Here is an 18,475-nt window from a genome sequence, read left to right as displayed (position 1 = left end):
AAACTTGGGATAAAGATACGGCGAAGAATGTGTTCCGATCTACGGCTGCTAGGGGCGGTGGTATTTTTTCCAACGAGTCCTAACAGACTATTGGATAGATATTTTGAGCGCGAATGGCGCCTATTTTTAAATGTGAGACCGTGGCGACTTTAAACACGGATATTCAGCACACGTGAGCCGCGACTCCTTGCCGGCTCGGGGAGGGAAGTAGAGATTGGGATGTAAAGGACACCGAATGGCGAATCAAATCCGAGTTAGCGCATATGAGTCTGTACACGACATTTTAAGGCTTACCTCGTCGAACCAGTCTATTCTTCGCATTTTCATATTTGATAACTGCAGCTTGACGACCCGGAAACTATCATGCAAGAAAGCGGCCAGGAAACCCTGCTAGGCATTGAGCGCCAGCTATTTACAAATCCGTACTTCCGGTCTGGATCGAACTAAGCTCGTAGTGAGTGGCTCAAAACGACCAGAAGCATGCATGCAGCAGAATGGCGGAGAAGATTTATCGGGGCAAGTCGTGGATTTCGTGACTCAACATTTTGATAAACCGGGATAGTTGCCTGGTAAGTATGAATACCGGATACTTTGCGAGGGTAGGACGGACGCAAAGTGTTGGTACGATTATGGTGGCGATGACCAGCGAATCGAGTGCTATAACGGCGACTCGGAAGAATGGCCGGTTGGTCGAATGACTCGAGCGACCTTAGTCTAAGTTGCGCAAATGATCGCATATAACTATTGATTCAATTAAATTAATTAATTTTATTTATTATTGAATTGGAATTACTATGTGTAAGCTATTTGACAATCAGGAGATGCCTCATGAAAAACATTTCACTCCCCGGGCGCTATATCGGACTACCGGCTTTATGTGTAGCGACAATCGCGGTGGCGGTCATTGCTCTTAGCAACGGTTCAGGCATTGCAGCAGCCCCCACTGGAAATAAGGGCGTAGCAACAGAAGATAATCAAAGTTTGCAGACTGTTGGCCAGAGCGGCCAGATTAAAGAGATATTGTAGTCGCCTCACTCACTTACCCACGACCAAGGAGATCCGCATGTCAACTGAAGCCAAATGTCCTTTCCATCACGCCGGCGGCGGCACCACGAACAAAGACTGGTGGCCGAACCAACTACGCATTGATTTGCTGAACCAGCATTCCAACAAGTCCAATCCCTTGGGCGAGAAGTTTGACTACGCTGAAGAGTTCAAGAAACTTGACTACAAGGCACTCAAGGCGGATCTGGTCAAGCTCATGACCGACAGCCAGGACTGGTGGCCGGCCGATTTTGGCCACTATGGTCCGCAGTTTATCCGCATGGCCTGGCATTCGGCCGGTACCTATCGCACTCTCGACGGTCGCGGCGGCGGCGGTCGTGGCCAACAGCGCTTTGCGCCCCTGAATTCGTGGCCCGACAATGTCAACATCGACAAGTCGCGCCGTTTGCTCTGGCCGATCAAACAGAAGTACGGTCAGCGAATTTCCTGGGCCGACCTGTTCATCCTGACGGGCAATGTAGCGCTGGAATCCATGGGCTTTCGCACCTTTGGCTTTGCCGGCGGCCGTGAAGACGTGTGGGAACCAGACTTGGACGTGAACTGGGGCGCGGAAACAAAATGGCTGGGCGATGACAAACGTTTCCAGGGCGACCGCGAACTGGAGAGCAATCTGGCCGCCACCCACATGGGGCTGATCTACGTGAATCCGGAAGGCCCGAACGCCAGTGGCGACTACATGGCTGCCGCCAAGGACATCCGCACCACTTTCAATCGTATGGCGATGGACGACGAAGAGATCGTTGCCTTGATCGCCGGCGGTCACACCTTTGGCAAAGCGCACGGTGCGGCGCCCGAATCACACAAGGGCCCCGAACCAGAAGGTGCGGGCATTGAAGCTCAGGGTCTGGGTTGGAACAGCAACTTTGGCAGCGGCCACGGCAAAGATACCGTATCCAGCGGTCTGGAAGTGACCTGGACTAAGACCCCTGCATTGTGGAGCAACAATTTCTTTGAAAACCTGTTCAAGTACGAATGGGAGCTTACCAAGTCACCGGCCGGTGCCAAGCAGTGGCAGGCCAAGGATGCCCCGGACATCATTCCCGACGCGCATGTGCAAGGCAAGTTCCACAAGCCGACCATGCTCACCACTGACTTGACGATGCGCTTCGATCCAGAATTCGGCAAGATTTCGAAACGTTTTTACGAAGACCCGCAAGCCTTCGCCGAAGCGTTTGCCCGCGCCTGGTTCAAGCTGACTCACCGTGACATGGGCCCAAAAGCACGTTACCTCGGCCCCGAAGTGCCGAAGGAAGATTTGATCTGGCAAGACCCGCTGCCAGCTGCCACGCACCAACCATCGCCGGCCGATATTGCCGATATCAAGGCCAAGATCGCTGCCTCCGGTCTGTCGGTAGGCGAACTGGTGTCGGTGGCCTGGGCTTCCGCCTCCACCTTCCGTGGCGGTGACAAACGCGGCGGCGCCAATGGCGCACGCCTGGCTCTGGCTCCTCAGAAGGACTGGGAAGTCAACGCAACGGCTGTAAGTGTTTTGCCAAAGCTGATCGAAATTCAGAAGGCTTCAGGCAAAGTCTCGCTGGCTGACGTGATTGTGCTTGCCGGCGGCGTTGGCGTTGAACAGGCGGCCAAGGCGGGCGGGATCTCGATCGAGGTGCCTTTCGCACCGGGCCGCACCGACGCCAAACAGGACCAGACGGATGTCGAGGCCTTTGCCGTACTGGAGCCGCTTGCCGATGGTTTCCGCAACTACAACAAGGGCAAGTTCAATGTTGCGACCGAAGCGTTGCTGGTCGACCGGGCCCAGTTGCTGACGCTGACTGCACCGGAGCTCACCGCGCTGGTCGGTGGCCTGCGGGTACTCGGTGCCAACTTTGATGGCAGCAAGCACGGTGTGTTCACCGACAAGGTTGGTGTACTCAGTAATGACTTCTTCGTCAATCTTCTGGACATGGATCTGGAGTGGAAAGCCGTGGACAGTGAGGTCGAATTGTTCGAAGGACGCGACCGCAAGACTGGCGCGGTCAAGTACACAGGCACACGCAACGATCTGATCTTCGGTTCCAACTCGGTGCTGCGCGCATATGCCGAGGTCTATGCAGGTGGCGATGCCAAGGAGAAGTTCGCCAAGGACTTCGTCGCGGCTTGGGTCAAGGTCATGAACGCGGACCGCTTCGATCTGGCGTAATGGTGACTGCGGCCCTGTCTGGTTCAAACACAGACAGGGCCCGCTGCGCCTGCGTCGCCAGTACGTGGTGACGCTTGTCTTTCAGAATATAATGCGGCCAATTTGTTTCAGGCCTCAATCCAACAAGAGATTTCTGCAGTCCGTTTTTGAGCGAGACAGGTTTAATCTGACTGTCATCGTCAAACATCGAGCTCGTTATAGTGACGAAATATGCCTTGCTTGGAAAATGGAACACGACGCGCCGATTTGAGGTAGCGCGCGATTCTTGGTTGTAATGCGACCCGGCGATGCAAATCCAATAGCAGCGGATAACTGGACTCTGTTTTTTTCATTGCATTAGGAAATGCGTAACGCAGTCCTTCGATAATTTGAAAAATTGACAAATCCACGTAGCTGAGTTGCGCACCAATCATGAACTGATCACCAAAAGGATTGCATTCCATGACGCGCTCGAAGTAGCCAAGGAACTTCGGTAGTCGCGTTCCAATAAAATCTGCAGTGCGCCTTTTTGCCTCTGGCTTTTGATCTTTATAATACAAGCTGCCTGCTATCGGATGATGTGTATCATGCACTTCAGTCACAAAATCGGAGATCGTCAACTGCAATTGGTGGGCCCAGATTCGGCTGCTCTCGTCGACGCCGATCAAGTTTAATTGCGGTCCAAGGAACAACAGAATATTTGCAGTTTGAGCAATAATCAGCTCACCGGCTTTGAGAAATGGTGGGGCAAACGGCGGATACGGCAATTCGTTGTTGTTCATCAAACCAACCATCGCTCGAACACCCATTCCACTACTTTCGGCGCGCCGTGCGACATCAATATACTTCGCACCTCCTTGTTCTAGCGCAAGTCGAATGTATTCGCCTCTGCCTTGTATGGTCGGCCAATAGTAGAGTTCAAAACGCATAGAACTATCCTCTCATTCTCTGTGGAGTCGGATGACTACGACGCCGTATAGAATCACTCTAAGTCGCTCAAGTTTAACGTGAATAGTGGATGGGAGAAAAAAGATACTTGTTGCTGAACCCAAACCAGTCGCGCTAGGCATGACTGTAAGGCAGCACCAGAACTGATCGCTAAATTATCGCGCAGGTGCCATTGTTGGGGATAAAGACTATGACAGTGAAGCGATACGAGAACAAATTGCATAGAAGGGGAGTCGTGCTGTTATCCCAAGAAAAAGCAACTCTATCAAGGGAAACGGCGATATCGATATAGAACTATACCGATATCGCCACCTTGTCGAAAATGCCTTTGCACGGTTAAAACAGTTTCGAACTTTGGCTACACGGTTCGATAAGGTCAAAAGAAATTATGAACGTGTTGTTGCCACGGTCTGCGTTTTTTTGTGGTTGCCTACGTAAAACGCCAACACGCTCTAGTCTCAATAAATTAACGCACTGGCAAAGCGATAATTTTTGAAGTCGTCATAACATCGCCAAATGTATCTTCGATCGTTGCCAGACTTGCGCGATGCAAGGCTTTAGCGTCGACTGTTTCACCATCAACACGCGTGATAGCACGGGTTGCCGACGCATCTGAAGCGACGATGACATTAAATCCCATCGCAGCAGCACTGCGTGCCGCAGCTTCAACACAAGCGTGTGTCATTAAACCAGTGATGATGATAGTTTTAATGCGGCCGGCTTTAAGTTGTTTCTCAAGATCAGTGCTAGCGAATACATCTACTGTATCTTTTTTAAGCAACTTATCGCCTGAGCGTGGCTCCATACCTGCATGAAAATTCACTGTTTTGCCATCAATCGCAAAAACGGCCGAACCTGCTGGCGTAACGTGCTGCACCTGGAATACAGGCATTTTTTCCTTGTCTGCAAACTGCAGCAAGCGCTTGGCATTTTTCTCCGCGGCTAATCCATCTGGAATAGGCATTTTGCCACCAGAGAAATATTCATTTTGGAAGTCGATCACAACTAAGGCTGTAGCCTTAGGATCAAGCTGACTCACTTCCTTAGCGCCTGACATTGCGCGGATAGTAGGATGCGCATTGGCATCCATATTAGCGGCCATCGCCGTACCAGCGACAGCTAGAAGCAAACCTGAAACCAGCGTTTTAATCCTGGTCGAACGGGAACCCAAAGTATTGCGACCGGAAAACTGGAAGAAAGAAAACGAAGCCATAAAAATCCCTCAAATAAGAAGTTGAATATTGATTGAAACTGAAGCACTGAAACGCAGCGCTATGGTAACGATCTCAATATCCAATAAAAAGGTGGCAAGCAAGACAAGTATTGTGCAAAAAGTGCACAAATCATTGCATCGCTGACCACCTTCGCCTTATCAAATTCGCGGAATACTTTAGGGCGTGCTGACGTTTCACATACGCACCCACAAAAACGCAGGCCATATATGCATCGTCAGACGTAAGCTGCGCTTGTTATAAATACGTTCTTGGAGAAGAATCGTCTTCGGCTTCGACCGGAGTTCGTCGTCGAGCAGCAATCGGGGTATGGCAAACTCGTGTCGAGCCAGTGATAATTTTCCCAACGAGCCCTAACAGACTAACGGATATTTTGAGCGCGAACGGTGCCTATTTTTAAATGTGAAACAGTGGTGACATTAAACGCGGATATTCAACACGCGAGAGCCGCGATTCCTTGCCGGCTCGGGGAGGGGGCGGAGATTGGGATGCAAAGGACGCCGAATGGCGAATCAAATCCGAGTTAACGCATCTGAGCCTGTACAGGATATTTTAAGGCTTACGTCGTCGAACTGCGCCTACGCGATGTTTACCAATGCCGAATCGTTGCTTAGTCGCTGGCACTACTGTGTTTGAAGCAGCTAATTCAGTCACCAATATTTCCATTCGTCTATTTGCTTCCGCAAGCGATTCTTCTACGGCGCTCAGTCGCCCGTGCGTACGAGATAATTCGTTATCGAGCACGGCGATCTTTTCACGATAAACCTGTGCGGCCGATTTAGTTTCAGTCTCAACCCGGTTGAATTCGGCTTTCCAGTGCTTCGACTCACCGCGCGCCCTGTCGATTTCGAGCAAGCTGTGCTTGCGTAGCCCATCAAGCTCAGCCAAGCCGGCCGCTTGCTCCTCTGCCTTGCGACTCAGGTCAACGGTCAAGCCAGCGATCCGTTCGTCCTTCGCCTGCGACGTTGCGCGCTGTTCCGATAGTATTTCCTCCAGGCGTTTGATTTGTTCGTCTCGGGCGAGGAGGGTAGCGTTAGCGATCGCTAGTTGTTCCTTCAACTCATTGCTGGTCGTAATGGCCGCCAGCGTGCCTTCCTTCGCCAAGTCGATCAATTTTTCCGTTTGCGCCTTTTCTGCGGCAAGTGCCGTGCGCTCATCGGTGAGCGTGTCGTTCGCCGACTCCACAGCGAAATGCCACAGCTCACGGGTGAGGGCGGCCACGGCGTCCGGCAGTCCAATGATGCCTTTATCCCGTTTCAACTTAAGCAGATCGGCATACCAGTCGTTGATGTCCTTTTGTACGTCGCCGTCAGATCCCTTTTTGGCGCCGGTCGTCGCAATTGTCCATTCGCGTACCAGTCCAATCGAGGGTTTTTTGCCTTGGGCGGCAAGTGTGTCGCAGGCGGTCCAGCTGAGATTCTGGCGTTCGGACATGATTTTTCTTTCTAGGCATTTGAGCAATGAATTTTACCAAATTAATTAACTAAAGTAATTATTATTACGTAATTAAAATGTAATTATAATTACGTAACATCACATTAAATCGAGATTAGGTATATAATCTCGACTTAATTGACATATACGCTTAAATCGAATGCGGCTCTGAAAAATGCAGCCTTTTGACCTTTCAAACTTCTTTTTGATGCCCGCATGAACAATTTTGAGCCGATGGATTTTGACCGACCAGGCGAGGTTATCGTGCATACGATTGACTTGTTTGCGGACGAGGAGGCAGAGCCGCTGGTGGCGGCACGAACCGATTCCGAGCTGGCGCGCGCCTTTCTTTACAGTAGCGAGTTATCGGAAAATTCGATCAAGAGCACAAAGAAAGATCTGGGGCGTTTTTTGCTATGGTGCCAACATCGATCCAAAATGCTGCTTCAGGTGAGTATCGAAGATCTCATCGCCTACAAGGCTTTTTTAAAAGATCCGCAACCCATCGCAATGTGGGTATCGCCAACCAAGTGGCCACGCAATGACGATCGCTGGCGGCCTTTTTCTGGGCCGCTGTCGGAGCCCAGCGTTCGACAAGCTTTTCGGGTGGTGAAAGCATTGCTGGAATTTGCGAAGAACGCCGGATATCTACAACGCAACGCTGGCGCGCTCGTCAAAAATATCAAAACTGTCCGTGATGCACGCGTCACCCGGTATCTGAGCACGCAAGCCATTGACTATGTGTATGCCGCTATTGACGGCCTATCCACAACAACCCCAGCAAGAATAAAAGGCAAGGCGCGTGATCGTTTTTTATTGATCAGCTACATCACGACCGGCGCCCGGCTATCCGAGCTGACCGAGGCTAAGATGGGCGCGATGTACACAGAAGGAGATGGACGGTGGTGGCTCGATGTGGTTGGCAAAGGATCCAAACCTCGCAGACTCCCGGTTGCGCCTGCAATGCTCACTGCCTTTCGCGATTATCGTTTGGCGTTTGGACTATTGGTTCACGCACAGCGCGATGAATCTACACCATTGGTGCTTTCAACTCGCGGGCGGGCGCTTGTTTCGATTACAGACGAGGCGGCATCGAATGCGATGAAATCCTTATTCGCTGACGCGGGAGCTTTGGCTGAGACAGATGGCGACCTGGATAGCGCTTCATCTTTGCGCCAGGCGTCCGCGCACTGGTTGCGACACACCATGCTAACGACCCATGCCAACAATGACGTGTCTCTTAAGGCATTACAGGATACAGCCGGTCATGCCAATATATCGACTACCGCGACATATCTTCACAAGAGTGATAAAGAACGGCATGACGAAATCATTGAGTCACTCGCTGGTAAATAAAAAAGTGGTGTTCGGAGCGCGGCTGAATCCAGCATGTATGCAAAGAAATGACCGGCATAGCCTGTCATTTTAGTAAGTTTTCTCTTGCCTTAGAACCATTCATAATTTCCTAATTTATAAGAAGTCAAATAGCCAAAATACTACCTATCACCCCACGCAAACGTAATGTTTATGCGGGTTGGCGCGTGATAGGAGGTTAAGAAAAGACACGGAAATCTTTTCCATTGTTGAGTGTTTTTGCTTTCGTTTTAGTTCTTCTTCGGCCAGCATTTCAAAGGCTTCTTCTAGCCCCATTCCTGCCTCTTCAGCCATGATTTTAGCGGTCGCAAAGTCCGGCAATCTTTCACCGTTTGCATATTTTCTTAATGTCGGTTGCGGTATTCCCCATTGCTTTGAAGCCGAAAGGACTGATCGTCCTTTAAGCGCTCTTGTGATCATTTCTAAGTAACTCATAGTTTTTTCTCCTAAATAATTCGCTTGCACAACTATTACGAACGTAATAATCTGCAATTGTTCCAAACGTAATTACTTCGAATGGAATAACGCTTGGAGTTTAGCACTTGTGCAGAAAAGGTAAACCTATTCAGCTTTTGGCTGTTGTTCTAAACGTTTTGCCATGTTGAAAAGTTGCTGCTCAAGGATTTTGATTTTAATTGCATTTTTGTCTTGCGATGGCTTCGGTGTGAATGAAAATTCTTTCTGAATTTCTTCATGTGATGGGTGCGGTACGGCAGGCCAGCGAATGAGTTTTATGCCAGCGGTTTCAAGGGCTTTGTTTTTAGTTGCATCACGTTTTATTGCGGTAGCTTTTTTGTGTGATTTATCGTCAATCTCAATGCCAGCAACGATTTCTAAGGATTTGTTGCAGATTACGAAATCAAGGCTTTTACCTTTAATGGTGTTGTGTGCGCCGGTGCCTTTTGCCTCAATACATCGTGATAGCTCTACTTGTGAAAGAACGACATGATCTGGTAACGCACTGATGAGTTTCCAGTACATGGCTTGTTCGTTTGGTGAAAGTGGATTTTTTCTTGTGTAGCTGTATTCGCCTTTTTCAGGTTGTGATTTTTCATTTTTTTTATTGGCTTTGGCTACTAACAAAGCAAGTGCAAGTACTACAAATATTCCGGTAATAAAAGTGATCATATTTATATAAATAATTTATGAAACAAACAAACGACAAATTTACGGTTGATGCATTCGATAAGCGCGGTAGAGGTCGTCCACTTAAGCACGACGCAAAAACATCAGCTCAACGTCAGAAAGAATATCGCCAACGCAATAGATTCAATTTGCTTGATTTGATTTTGGATGAGAAGCAAATAAACGTAACGCGTAACGAAAAATAGCACGTTTCCACAAAGTAATTTAACCAATTTTCACCCTGCGCAATGAGGCGCTTTATACACACTAGGAGTTTCAAATGACAACATCTATCGACACAAAAAACCTGATCGAAATTTTGGCTATCAATGTTCAGTCCGGCAAAAGCAAGAAAACTGGCAATGACTATGAGATTCATAAAGCGCAATGCGTAATTCGCGGTGCTAACGACTCTACTCAAGTTGGCGAATTAAATTTGCCGAAAGAGTTGGCTTTGACTGTGCCGGGTAAGTACTTGGCCGAGTTTGAGTTATCAATCAATTTTGACCGTTTGGTTATTCCTCGCGTGATTGCGTTGCACCCGTTTCCAAATCGTTCTGTTGCTCCTTCGCCAACTCCTAAGGCTGCTTAATCATGCCCCGCCAACTTTTTCTGTTTAGCTGTTTTTTCATCGGCTTGTTGGCGGGTGGCGGCTTAATTTTTTGGTGGGGTGCGTAATGGCTGCATGTGCTGTAGCTGTACCTCAATCTGACGGTTCTTATCTGTTCGGTCTATATCCGACGGATTTCGATGTCTCCACGTGTCAATACGTGGTGCTAAGTAGTACTGATATTTCTGGGTCACTCCTGATGATGTCAGCAAATGATGGTGCTGTTTATTCTGCTGCGATAGTGGCGGTGTGGATTGGTGCTTGGGTATTTAAAATGTTAATCAAAACTTTACGAGGTGATACAAATGATTCAGATGACTAAAAAGCTGTTGGTGAAAATCGGTACTGGTGTTGCTGCAATGGTTGGTAGTGCTGCGGCAATGGCTCAAACTGCGCCGACTGTAGACACTAGTGCGATTACTAGCGCTGGCGTGTCTGTTGCGACTGTTGGCGCTGCTGTGTTTGCGGTGTATGTCGGCGTGAAACTGTTTAAATGGATTCGCGGCGCGTTGTAATCCGAATGTGTACACGCGGGGGCTTCGGCCTCCGTTTTCAGTTTACGGGGGGGGGGGATATGGGCTTGCTAGTGATTGTTGCGACTTTGGGCGCATTCTGGATTTTGTTTAACGCATGAATTACTTAATCAAACGTATCGTGGTGGGTGTTTGCGTCGCAATCGTCATGATGATGGTTCATCATATAGCGCGTGCTTCGGATTTTGTCTGGTCTTATGCAGGTGCTACTAAAGGTTATCCTACGGCAATGGCTGCTTGTCTTGCTGCGAATGCTACAACTACTCAAATTGCTCAGACTGTTCAGGGTTATGCGTGTAAAAACGGTACTAATACGCTTTCTAATGTTTACATTGTTTCGGGTACTTGTACGGCACCTAATACGGTTAATCCGGCCACGGGAGTTTGTGCTGCTCCTGCTGCTCCCATTTGTACTGCTGGTGCGTCAACGACGTTTAATGCGTCTGCGCCGTCTGGTTCTTTGCTGACTGCAGCAACAGCAAGGGCTGCTATTCCTACTAACGATGGTTCTTGCAATATTCAGTCACATCCAACTGTTGTTGATTGCTGGCATTACACTTCATCTCCGACGTCAGGATATTGCACATATACCGGTATTCAGACTGGTGTTGCGGCTCCACAAAATGATGCATTTACACCGCCAACTGGTGTGACGCCTTTGCCTGCATCGGTAACGGCCAGTGGCGATCCTGCTACGGGTTGCCCCGCAGGTCTTTCTAATATTGGAACTGATTCGACCGGTACACCGATTTGTTCCGGATCGGGTACGTCGCCTGCTACATCTCCAAATACGACGACGACCAATCCCACGACGACAAGTACTTCTGGTACGGGGTCTAGTGCTGTGACGACGACGACAAGTTCGTCAAGTAATCAAAATTCTGATGGTAGTAGTACAACCAATACAAACACGTGTGTTACTCCGGCTAGTACTGGTTCTACTACGTGTACAACCACTCAATCGACTAGCGCTTCATCGTCGGGTGCTCCGGGAGTTGCTGACGGCAAATCTGCTGCTGCATCGGGCAGTAGTGGTGCGGCTTCTACGCCACCTGATGATATGTGTTCATTGCATCCAGAGCTGAATGCATGCACAAACAGTCAAGTAACTAGTAGTGGTTGTAGCGGTGCTGTTTCGACTGTTGCGGTTACTGGTGATGCCATTCAGGGGGCCATTTTGCAGAGTCTGGCCAATGAGCAGTGTGCTAATTCTGTACCTACTGCGGCTTCAACGCTTGGGACGCAAATGATGAATGGTCAGGACCCGCTGCAAAGTTCGTTGCCGACTAAAGCAAACGGTTCGACGGTAAATGGTACAAATTTAATCGATCAAACTGGTTTTTTGGGTGGTGGTTCGTGTATGGCTGATCAGTCGTTTGCGTATGCGAATACCACGCTAGTAATTCCGTTTTCAACGGTATGTCCTTATCTGTTGCCGTTACGTGCGGCGATTATGTTGGCGGCATTGATAGCGGCTTATTACATGCTATCTGGCGCAATTCTTCGGGAGTAATTGTTATGTTTTTAGCTGAGCTTATACCCGCGATTTGGGGTGCATTAGCGCCTGTTTTAGGTTCCTTGGTGGGGCGTGTATTGCTTGCGCTGGGAATTAGTTTTGTGACGTATCAGGGCTTGAGTGTGGGGACTGATGCGCTGTATGCATCGGTGCAAAGTTCGTTCAATGGTTTGCCATCATCGATCATGTCATTGATGGCCTATTTGTGGGTTGATAAAGCTATTAGTACTGTGTTTTCTGCATTCACTGCGGCGCTCACAATCAAGCTTGCCTCTGGCACGTCATTAACCAAAATGATCATGAAATAATGCTAAATCTATTCACTGGATTACCCGGTAACGGTAAAACGCTTTATACACTGTGGTATGTAAAAAAGTGGATAGAGAAAGAAAACGCTGAACGTGCAAAAGAGGGGAAAGAACTGCGCGAAATTTTCTATCACGGCATTAGTAATTTGATGTTGCCGTGGACGAAAATCGACCCGCAAAAATGGATGGATTGTCCACCTGGCTCTGTGATCGTGATTGATGAGGCGCAATTCGTTTTTGAGAAGAAACCGAATGGCTCAAAATTACCGGCGTTTTATGAACAGCTCGCCGTGCATCGTCACAAAGGTTTTGACATTGTTCTGATCACACAAAATCCGAGCTTAGTCGATAATTTTGTGCGTAAGCTGGTCGGTAAACATTTGCATATTGTTCGCACCTTCGGTATGGAACGCGCAGTTGTGCATGAATGGATGTCAGTGCGTGAAAGTCCTGAGCGTCCTTCGAATCGTCGCGATTCGATACAGCATAAATGGGGTTATCCGAAAGAGGTCTATGCGTACTACAAAAGTGCTGAGCAACATACGGTAAAGCGTAATATTCCAATGAAGGTTTGGGGCTTTGGTCTGGTGTTGATTATCTTGGCCTGCTTGGTGTATTACATTTACGGTTCAATTCAGAAAAAGATTCATCCTGATAAAGCGTTACCGGCTGGTGCCGTAGCGCAACAGCAAGTGCAAGGCGGTGTTGCGCATGCATCGTACAAAAACGCAGTTGAGGATGCGCATCAGTTTTTGTTCGATCGCACACCGCGCGTAAATGGACTTCCGCAAACTGCGCCGCGTTACGACGAAATCACAAAACCAACGACTGCGCCTTATCCAGCCTCGTGTGTTTCCAATCCAAAAAAATGTACTTGTTATACGCAGCAAGCAACACCGATTAATGTGCCTGAAATTTTGTGCAGGGATATTGTGGCGCGTGGTTACTTTTTGGATTTTGATGATAAGGCTGGTGAACGTAATCAAATGGGAAAAGGTTCTTTTGCTGCCTCTGACGAGATTGCAAAGCACTCCAAAGAAAAGCCGTCCTATCAACTAAATGAACCGCTAAGCAAAGATGTTTTGTCGCGTGGTGGTTTTGGTGAGATTGATGGGGATGGTTATGGGGTCTTGGCTACGCATACAGGCGGTACACAGGCAATTAAATCAAAACTATAAGGGTTGGTGCAGGGGCTGTGAACACATGCTCTGCTGATGGCGCTGTTGCGATAGTCGCGCATAATCAAAAGGGGCGATTTGAGTCTGACCGAAGGGTCAGATTCCGGCGTAGCACGGAACCCCTTTAGTAATTCGGAACCATGGCGCGGGCGGGAGCTGCGACGATGGTTGTGCGCACCGAAGTGAAATAAGCGGCGCTGTGTTCGTTTTGATGTTGGTGGTGGATTTGATTTTGAGGTAGAGCGGTGATTGCGACGCCGCCGGCCGCGCAGCGGACGAGCAAGGCGCAAAGCGCCGCTAGACTTGTAATAGGGACACTTAACGTAAATCAAGTAATGGCGGGGCTTCCCAGCTAGGTACACATTTAAGAAATGCTTTTTTGAAGTTCTGTTTTTAGAAATGAAAAATGGCTGCACCTCTGGAAAGGTCAGCCACACGATCAACGTAGTATTCACGGTACAACGCCAATGAACGCAATTGTAGACCACTCAACCCAGTTTGACTATTCACCTGTTGTAAACACGTCAGCGCCGCACGAATGGGACGAATTTTCCTATGATGGCGACAATCAAGTACTTTCCTCTAGTAGCGCAGCTCCTAAAACGGTCTGGATGGTCTATGACCGTACTTTTGACGACGGCCAGACAGAAATCTGTGTTTCTAAGTCCTACCGCTTTAAAGACAGTTACACGCCCACAAAACACGCCAAGCGCGGCGAATCTGAAAACAAAGAAGCTAATCAGGAGGATGCGGCTGCACGTGCTCGTCAAAAGGTTAGATTAAATTGCAAGGCCATTTCTGCTGATCGCATGATCACATTGACCTATAGAGAAAACATGCAAGATGTAGTGCGATTAAAGAAGGATTGGGACGTTTTCCGGCGCAAGATGAGTAAGCATAAGGTGTTTCATTATGTCGCCGTGGTCGAGCAACAGGAGCGTGGCGCGTTCCATATTCATATCGCGGTCAACGGTCGTCAAAGTTATCACTTGGTACGCTCAATATGGACTCGCATTGTAGGTACGGATGAGCAGGGCAGAGTGAACGGCAATATTGATGTGCGCAATCCTCAACGCTTCGGTGGTCAAACTAAAAACGCTCGTCATAAAATAGCTGCTTACATTGCTAAGTACATAGCAGAGGAAATGACCGTTAGAGAATTCAACGGAAAACGTTACTGGGCTAGTCGTGGCATCGTTGTGCCTGAGAAAGTAGCTTATCAACTACCGTATGGGACTGACCAATGGGGGGCATTTGCCCACGCCCTGAAACTGGCCTGTGATCGGGGTATTGAGGGTGCTAACGTTTGGCAGAATCAAGGTATGGGCGTTTTGTGGATGGCTACCGCTGCGCCAATTTAAAATCTTCGGTATCGAGTGAGTAATCCATTTCGGCGGTAACTGGCGGCTTTGGTGATCCGTTATTAATGATCGTTGCTTTTCTAAACACTAAAATATCAGCGGTTGGCATGACGATGCCTAATTTTTGACTTCTGATATTCATCTGCTGTAACTCTCGGTAACATTCTTTGTCGCGCAATTGCAACAGTTCTGGCACCCAAAATGGAATTTTTTTCTTGCCTTCATACCAGTCTTTGATGGTTCGTTCTGTTTTAAAAAGCTGCTCGGCTATAGCTTTTGCGCCGTAAATATCGACGTAATATTTAAAATATCCATCTCGTGCGTAACGCAAATTCGGACACTTCATATTTTCCTTTTGGACAAAAAAAAGACCAGATTTTGGTCTGGTCTGTAAGTGAATGTAACTGTGTTTCTTTCCAGTATTTCGACTATTCAAGTTCGTATAATTTATAACCTGTTGAATTATGGAAATACCGATCAGTGCGGCTTGAAAGCCGCACCAGTCCTCGCTTTCAAGCCACACTCAGGGCTGAAGAAGGCAGGACAAATTGTCTATTAAACGCAAAATATTCTCGTCGGTTGACCGCAAAAAAACCCCATTACAAATCATCATTTGTTTTCTCAAAGACATTTTGTCTACTGAGGATTCGCACCTAGATTTTCACTCAGACAATTTGTACACACCCCCGTCAAACTGGGAGTGGTTATGGTCTGCACTGCTGTGCGGACTCGCTATGGGTGGGCCGATGTTGTTGGTCGCGCTCGGCTGGGTAAAGGGGTGATGGTGATGATAGAAAACCACCTGTCATTCGCATCAGCAACGCCAATCTTGCAGGCGCGTGAAACCGGATTGCCGCCAACGCCGGCAGAGGATGCGCGCGCGCACTTAGCGGTGGTGCGTAGCCAAATAAAAATCCGTGATGACGTGAGTAAGGTGCAGCGCCTGATTGCGCAATCATGGGGAACCACGCCCACTAATGCGCGGCGCTCGGTGTTACGTGCAGCGGGGGTGGATGTTGAGCGATACGATCAGCCAATCCACTCTTTTAACGATGCAGAACGTGCCGCCATTAAAGCGGCGGCATTGGCTGCGGTGCGGGTATTTGAACGGGTGCTCAATGCAGTCTAAGCGCATCGTTTTATCGCCTTCGGTATTACATCAATCTTTCATCAAATCACGGCCATTTAACAGGGAGTTGCAACGGGTGCCGCACAAGTGGCGAACCCGTTTAACGTCGCGCATCGTGGAATCCATGAAGTGGTTTTCTACGCAAAAAATCTATGAGCCTATCGGCTGGGGAATACTCAACACCTACCTGGCAGACTATGTGCCAGAAGGCTTGGATTTGTCCGCTGATGATGGCGATATTTGCGCACTGGCAGACAAGGCAGCGGCGCAAGTTTCAACCGCATTATGGGCGGCGAGTGGGGACGCGCACGCCTTTAAAATCATCGCTTGTGAGTGTGCTGAATACAGCATTTCGCCGCCTTCACGCTGGCCGGATGTGTATAAATTATCTCAGGTAGTGGCACGTGTGATTGACCCGCGTTGGTGGCGGCGACAACTGCGCAAACGACATGGCCGCGCCTTTGAAGCGGGAAATATCCGATTAGGTTACGTGCAATATCGGGTGGAACCCTATGCAAGCACTGACACTGTATTGCGGCGTTTATCGCAGAACCGGCGCAACGCGGCTGCATTGGAATCGGTCGTGATGGAAAATGAAAAAGGCCACACGTATACGCTGGCCGAACTGTCTGCAAAATCGACTTCTAATAAAACTATTCGTCGCGGCGAACTGATGCTACGCATGAAAGGCTTTGAAGATATCGCCATAGAAAGCGGCGATGAGGGCTTGTTTTTAACGTTGACTTGCCCGTCACGTTTTCACGCAACGCATCGTTATGATGGTAGCGCCAACAAGAAATTTGAAGGGGCAACGCCACGCGATGCACAGGACTATCTTTGCAAGCTGTGGACGCTGATTCGTGCCTCGTTAGCCCGCGCCGGTATTGGTGTATATGGTTTCCGGATTGCAGAGCCGCACCATGACGGTTGCCCACATTGGCACTTGCTGCTATTCGTGCGCCGCACCTCTGAAAAGCTGTCTCACTTGACCGATTTATCCGTGCGTACGTGCCGCATCTTTAAGCGCTATGCATGGCGTGCTGATCGTGGCGAAACAGGTGCATTTAAATACCGTTTCGACGCTAAGAAAATAGATCCTGCTTTGGGTAGTGCATCAGGTTATATAGCCAAGTACATCTCTAAAAATATCGACGGCGCAAACGTGGGCGATCATAAAACAACTGAGGGAAATGTCGTCACACCAGACTATGTAGGTGACGTAGAAATACAGCCATCACAACGGGTAGAGGCATGGGCGGCGTGTTGGAGCATACGCCAGTTTCAGCAAATCGGCGGTGCGCCGGTAGGTGTGTGGCGTGAGCTGCGCCGCATCAAAAAAGAAATGGTCACGTATGCCAGCGATCAAATGAAAACCGCATGGGCGGCGGTGCAACGTGACGACGAACTGGGACAACGTGCAGATTTTGCGAGGTATCTCAAAGTGCAGGGCGGCGCGATAGTGCCACGAGCACTGCGGATGTTATCACTGGCGATCAGGGAAACCCGTGTATTAGGCCGCTATGAGGAAACCGACAAACTAATGCCGTACGGGGTGGAATGCGTCTACGACTATGGTGTGGTGTTTTATTCCCAGCGCTATCAATGGAAACTTGTCACAGGAGATAGAAAAAATGCCGCCGGTGTTGGGGTGGCTTTTGACCTTCCTCGGACTCGTGTAAATAAGTGTACGCAGGGCGACATTTCCGGCACGAATGGCGGCATCAACATTTCGCATCGTGAAAAATATTTCCATGAGTCAAAGCAAATGACGTAACATTTATCAATAGAATTTAGCTATTGTAAATAGCGCCAAAATAGCCGAAGCAATGCAAAAAGTGCTCATAGATAACGCCCCGCCAAAAACGGGGTTTTAGCTAAGTGCTCATTGATAACGCCGGGGAAGCTATAAATGGTGGACTGTGGGCGGCATTAGTCGGGGGTGAGACGAATAAACAGCCTCAATTTGCCTATTCAAACAGGGTTACAGAGAAAAAAGGACGGGATATGGATGTATATGTGGGACAGAGCGTGCTAGCTCGGATGTTGCGAAAAGCCGGAGATTTGCAGGTAACTTTGACGCTGCTTTCCAAGAATCCGGCGCGATTTAGCGCAGGTTTTACGATGGATGGCGGGAGCAACTACGTGCTATGCACTGACGGTTTTAAGCCGCGCCGGTTGTCGGGATTGGCTGATGTGGAAAGTTTTGTGCGGCGTTCGTGCAAGGTATTACAAACGTTCGCTATCACTGTGGTCGATTTTGGCAATCTGTGCGGCAAACCTGCTCAGTCAACGGCAGAATTAGCGGCGGCAGCAACAAAATTGGCGAGCTTGGCGACGGCGGCGCAAACGGTGGTAACTGCTGATACGGCAACATTGGCGACCATCAATTCCACATGGGCAGGTAGTGCTCATAAAACACAGCGCGTCAATGACTTGACAAATGAAATACAGGCAGCGCAAGGGGTGCTAACGCTGGCGCAAAACGGCACGTTACCGGATGGATCAACCGATGCCACGGTAACACCGAGTGGTGGGTGACC

Annotated in this window: 19 protein-coding genes and 1 pseudogene; 14 read left to right on the top strand and 6 right to left on the bottom strand. The window is 49.0% G+C overall.

Translation table 11 applies throughout. From position 1 onward, the window contains the following. Positions 1 to 828: 828 nt before the first annotated feature. The gene (locus tag GEV47_RS01040; RefSeq protein WP_153232870.1) at positions 829 to 1,026 is read left to right on the top strand and encodes a hypothetical protein; all 198 of its coding nucleotides are present in this window, start codon (positions 829 to 831) and stop codon (positions 1,024 to 1,026) included. Positions 1,027 to 1,063: 37 nt separating this feature from the next. Further along, positions 1,064 to 3,208, top strand: a complete 2,145-nt coding sequence (gene katG / locus GEV47_RS01035; RefSeq protein WP_153232869.1) for a catalase/peroxidase HPI — start codon at positions 1,064 to 1,066, stop codon at positions 3,206 to 3,208. A gap of 179 nt (positions 3,209 to 3,387) precedes the next feature. Here the strand turns inward: katG and GEV47_RS01030 are convergent, their stop codons facing one another. Then, the gene (locus GEV47_RS01030) at positions 3,388 to 4,116 is read right to left on the bottom strand and encodes a glutathione S-transferase (protein WP_153232868.1); all 729 of its coding nucleotides are present in this window, start codon (positions 4,114 to 4,116) and stop codon (positions 3,388 to 3,390) included. Between the two features lie 138 nt (positions 4,117 to 4,254). Between GEV47_RS01030 and GEV47_RS19435 the strand changes: the two are divergent. Continuing rightward, positions 4,255 to 4,573: pseudogene (locus GEV47_RS19435) on the top strand (transposase); the annotation flags it as partial. Positions 4,574 to 4,601: 28 nt separating this feature from the next. Here the strand turns inward: GEV47_RS19435 and GEV47_RS01020 are convergent. Both GEV47_RS01020 and GEV47_RS01015 read right to left on the bottom strand, forming a co-directional pair. Continuing rightward, a complete protein-coding gene (locus GEV47_RS01020; RefSeq protein ID WP_407646179.1) occupies positions 4,602 to 5,348 on the bottom strand; it encodes a cysteine hydrolase family protein in 747 nt (248 codons plus the stop codon). Positions 5,349 to 5,919: 571 nt separating this feature from the next. After that, positions 5,920 to 6,801: a DNA-binding protein gene (locus GEV47_RS01015; protein WP_153232867.1), complete on the bottom strand. Its 882-nt coding sequence runs from the start codon at positions 6,799 to 6,801 to the stop codon at positions 5,920 to 5,922. 216 nt (positions 6,802 to 7,017) lie between these two features. Here GEV47_RS01015 and GEV47_RS01010 point away from each other — a divergent pair, with 216 nt between their 5' ends. Then, positions 7,018 to 8,157 carry a tyrosine-type recombinase/integrase gene (locus tag GEV47_RS01010; protein WP_153232866.1) on the top strand — a complete coding sequence of 380 codons (1,140 nt, stop codon included), beginning with the start codon at positions 7,018 to 7,020 and terminating at the stop codon, positions 8,155 to 8,157. 147 nt (positions 8,158 to 8,304) lie between these two features. On the opposite strand, the gene GEV47_RS01005 is transcribed toward GEV47_RS01010, so the two are convergent. After that, positions 8,305 to 8,610: a helix-turn-helix transcriptional regulator gene (locus GEV47_RS01005; protein WP_153232865.1), complete on the bottom strand. Its 306-nt coding sequence runs from the start codon at positions 8,608 to 8,610 to the stop codon at positions 8,305 to 8,307. A 126-nt stretch (positions 8,611 to 8,736) separates the two neighbouring features. After that, complete coding sequence (locus GEV47_RS01000) at positions 8,737 to 9,303, bottom strand: DUF2726 domain-containing protein (RefSeq protein ID WP_153232864.1); 567 nt, start codon at positions 9,301 to 9,303, stop codon at positions 8,737 to 8,739. 17 nt (positions 9,304 to 9,320) lie between these two features. Between GEV47_RS01000 and GEV47_RS00995 the strand changes: the two genes are divergently transcribed. The 7 genes from GEV47_RS00995 to GEV47_RS00965 all read left to right on the top strand — a co-directional run bounded on the left by GEV47_RS00995 (position 9,321) and on the right by GEV47_RS00965 (position 14,806). Continuing rightward, positions 9,321 to 9,506: a hypothetical protein gene (locus tag GEV47_RS00995; RefSeq protein WP_153232863.1), complete on the top strand. Its 186-nt coding sequence runs from the start codon at positions 9,321 to 9,323 to the stop codon at positions 9,504 to 9,506. 74 nt (positions 9,507 to 9,580) lie between these two features. Further along, positions 9,581 to 9,892, top strand: a complete 312-nt coding sequence (locus GEV47_RS00990; protein ID WP_153232862.1) for a hypothetical protein — start codon at positions 9,581 to 9,583, stop codon at positions 9,890 to 9,892. Between the two features lie 323 nt (positions 9,893 to 10,215). Next, a complete protein-coding gene (locus GEV47_RS00985; RefSeq protein WP_153232861.1) occupies positions 10,216 to 10,425 on the top strand; it encodes a major capsid protein in 210 nt (69 codons plus the stop codon). Between the two features lie 115 nt (positions 10,426 to 10,540). Then, complete coding sequence (locus GEV47_RS00980; protein WP_153232860.1) at positions 10,541 to 11,956, top strand: hypothetical protein; 1,416 nt, start codon at positions 10,541 to 10,543, stop codon at positions 11,954 to 11,956. Positions 11,957 to 11,961: 5 nt separating this feature from the next. Beyond that, positions 11,962 to 12,267: a DUF2523 domain-containing protein gene (locus tag GEV47_RS00975; protein WP_153232859.1), complete on the top strand. Its 306-nt coding sequence runs from the start codon at positions 11,962 to 11,964 to the stop codon at positions 12,265 to 12,267. Continuing rightward, on the top strand, positions 12,267 to 13,445 hold the full coding sequence (locus GEV47_RS00970; protein ID WP_153232858.1) for a zonular occludens toxin domain-containing protein: 1,179 nt from the start codon (positions 12,267 to 12,269) through the stop codon (positions 13,443 to 13,445). The genes GEV47_RS00975 and GEV47_RS00970 overlap by 1 nt, the downstream gene beginning before the upstream one ends. A gap of 467 nt (positions 13,446 to 13,912) precedes the next feature. Then, positions 13,913 to 14,806, top strand: a complete 894-nt coding sequence (locus GEV47_RS00965) for a rolling circle replication-associated protein (protein ID WP_153232857.1) — start codon at positions 13,913 to 13,915, stop codon at positions 14,804 to 14,806. Here the strand turns inward: GEV47_RS00965 and GEV47_RS00960 are convergent. Further along, on the bottom strand, positions 14,787 to 15,329 hold the full coding sequence (locus GEV47_RS00960) for a hypothetical protein (protein WP_153232856.1): 543 nt from the start codon (positions 15,327 to 15,329) through the stop codon (positions 14,787 to 14,789). The two genes, GEV47_RS00965 and GEV47_RS00960, sit on opposite strands and share 20 nt — an antisense overlap. A gap of 183 nt (positions 15,330 to 15,512) precedes the next feature. Between GEV47_RS00960 and GEV47_RS19430 the strand changes: the two genes are divergently transcribed. From GEV47_RS19430 to GEV47_RS00945, 3 genes are all read left to right on the top strand, one after another. Further along, complete coding sequence (locus tag GEV47_RS19430; protein WP_228124511.1) at positions 15,513 to 15,935, top strand: hypothetical protein; 423 nt, start codon at positions 15,513 to 15,515, stop codon at positions 15,933 to 15,935. Positions 15,936 to 16,059: 124 nt separating this feature from the next. Then, positions 16,060 to 17,709 (top strand): replication endonuclease, encoded by a 1,650-nt coding sequence (locus tag GEV47_RS00950; RefSeq protein WP_194270545.1) that lies wholly within the window; start codon positions 16,060 to 16,062, stop codon positions 17,707 to 17,709. A gap of 230 nt (positions 17,710 to 17,939) precedes the next feature. Next, positions 17,940 to 18,473, top strand: a complete 534-nt coding sequence (locus GEV47_RS00945) for a hypothetical protein (protein ID WP_153232854.1) — start codon at positions 17,940 to 17,942, stop codon at positions 18,471 to 18,473. Positions 18,474 to 18,475: the final 2 nt, after the last annotated feature.

It is taken from the genome of Glaciimonas soli (assembly GCF_009497155.1).
Classification (GTDB): Bacteria; Pseudomonadota; Gammaproteobacteria; order Burkholderiales; family Burkholderiaceae_D; genus Glaciimonas; species Glaciimonas soli.
This window is presented reverse-complemented; position numbering and strand designations above follow the sequence as displayed.

Excerpts from the sequence above, each read along its gene's own strand:
- GEV47_RS01040 (WP_153232870.1), top strand. The coding sequence starts at position 829 with ATGAAAAACATTTCACTCCCCGGGCGCTATATCGGACTACCGGCTTTA.
- katG (WP_153232869.1), top strand. The coding sequence starts at position 1,064 with ATGTCAACTGAAGCCAAATGTCCTTTCCATCACGCCGGCGGCGGCACC.
- GEV47_RS01030 (WP_153232868.1), bottom strand. The coding sequence starts at position 4,116 with ATGCGTTTTGAACTCTACTATTGGCCGACCATACAAGGCAGAGGCGAA.
- GEV47_RS01020 (WP_407646179.1), bottom strand. The coding sequence starts at position 5,348 with ATGGCTTCGTTTTCTTTCTTCCAGTTTTCCGGTCGCAATACTTTGGGT.
- GEV47_RS01015 (WP_153232867.1), bottom strand. The coding sequence starts at position 6,801 with ATGTCCGAACGCCAGAATCTCAGCTGGACCGCCTGCGACACACTTGCC.
- GEV47_RS01010 (WP_153232866.1), top strand. The coding sequence starts at position 7,018 with ATGAACAATTTTGAGCCGATGGATTTTGACCGACCAGGCGAGGTTATC.
- GEV47_RS01005 (WP_153232865.1), bottom strand. The coding sequence starts at position 8,610 with ATGAGTTACTTAGAAATGATCACAAGAGCGCTTAAAGGACGATCAGTC.
- GEV47_RS01000 (WP_153232864.1), bottom strand. The coding sequence starts at position 9,303 with ATGATCACTTTTATTACCGGAATATTTGTAGTACTTGCACTTGCTTTG.
- GEV47_RS00995 (WP_153232863.1), top strand. The coding sequence starts at position 9,321 with ATGAAACAAACAAACGACAAATTTACGGTTGATGCATTCGATAAGCGC.
- GEV47_RS00990 (WP_153232862.1), top strand. The coding sequence starts at position 9,581 with ATGACAACATCTATCGACACAAAAAACCTGATCGAAATTTTGGCTATC.
- GEV47_RS00985 (WP_153232861.1), top strand. The coding sequence starts at position 10,216 with ATGATTCAGATGACTAAAAAGCTGTTGGTGAAAATCGGTACTGGTGTT.
- GEV47_RS00980 (WP_153232860.1), top strand. The coding sequence starts at position 10,541 with ATGAATTACTTAATCAAACGTATCGTGGTGGGTGTTTGCGTCGCAATC.
- GEV47_RS00975 (WP_153232859.1), top strand. The coding sequence starts at position 11,962 with ATGTTTTTAGCTGAGCTTATACCCGCGATTTGGGGTGCATTAGCGCCT.
- GEV47_RS00970 (WP_153232858.1), top strand. The coding sequence starts at position 12,267 with ATGCTAAATCTATTCACTGGATTACCCGGTAACGGTAAAACGCTTTAT.
- GEV47_RS00965 (WP_153232857.1), top strand. The coding sequence starts at position 13,913 with ATGAACGCAATTGTAGACCACTCAACCCAGTTTGACTATTCACCTGTT.
- GEV47_RS19430 (WP_228124511.1), top strand. The coding sequence starts at position 15,513 with ATGGTCTGCACTGCTGTGCGGACTCGCTATGGGTGGGCCGATGTTGTT.
- GEV47_RS00950 (WP_194270545.1), top strand. The coding sequence starts at position 16,060 with ATGAAGTGGTTTTCTACGCAAAAAATCTATGAGCCTATCGGCTGGGGA.
- GEV47_RS00945 (WP_153232854.1), top strand. The coding sequence starts at position 17,940 with ATGGATGTATATGTGGGACAGAGCGTGCTAGCTCGGATGTTGCGAAAA.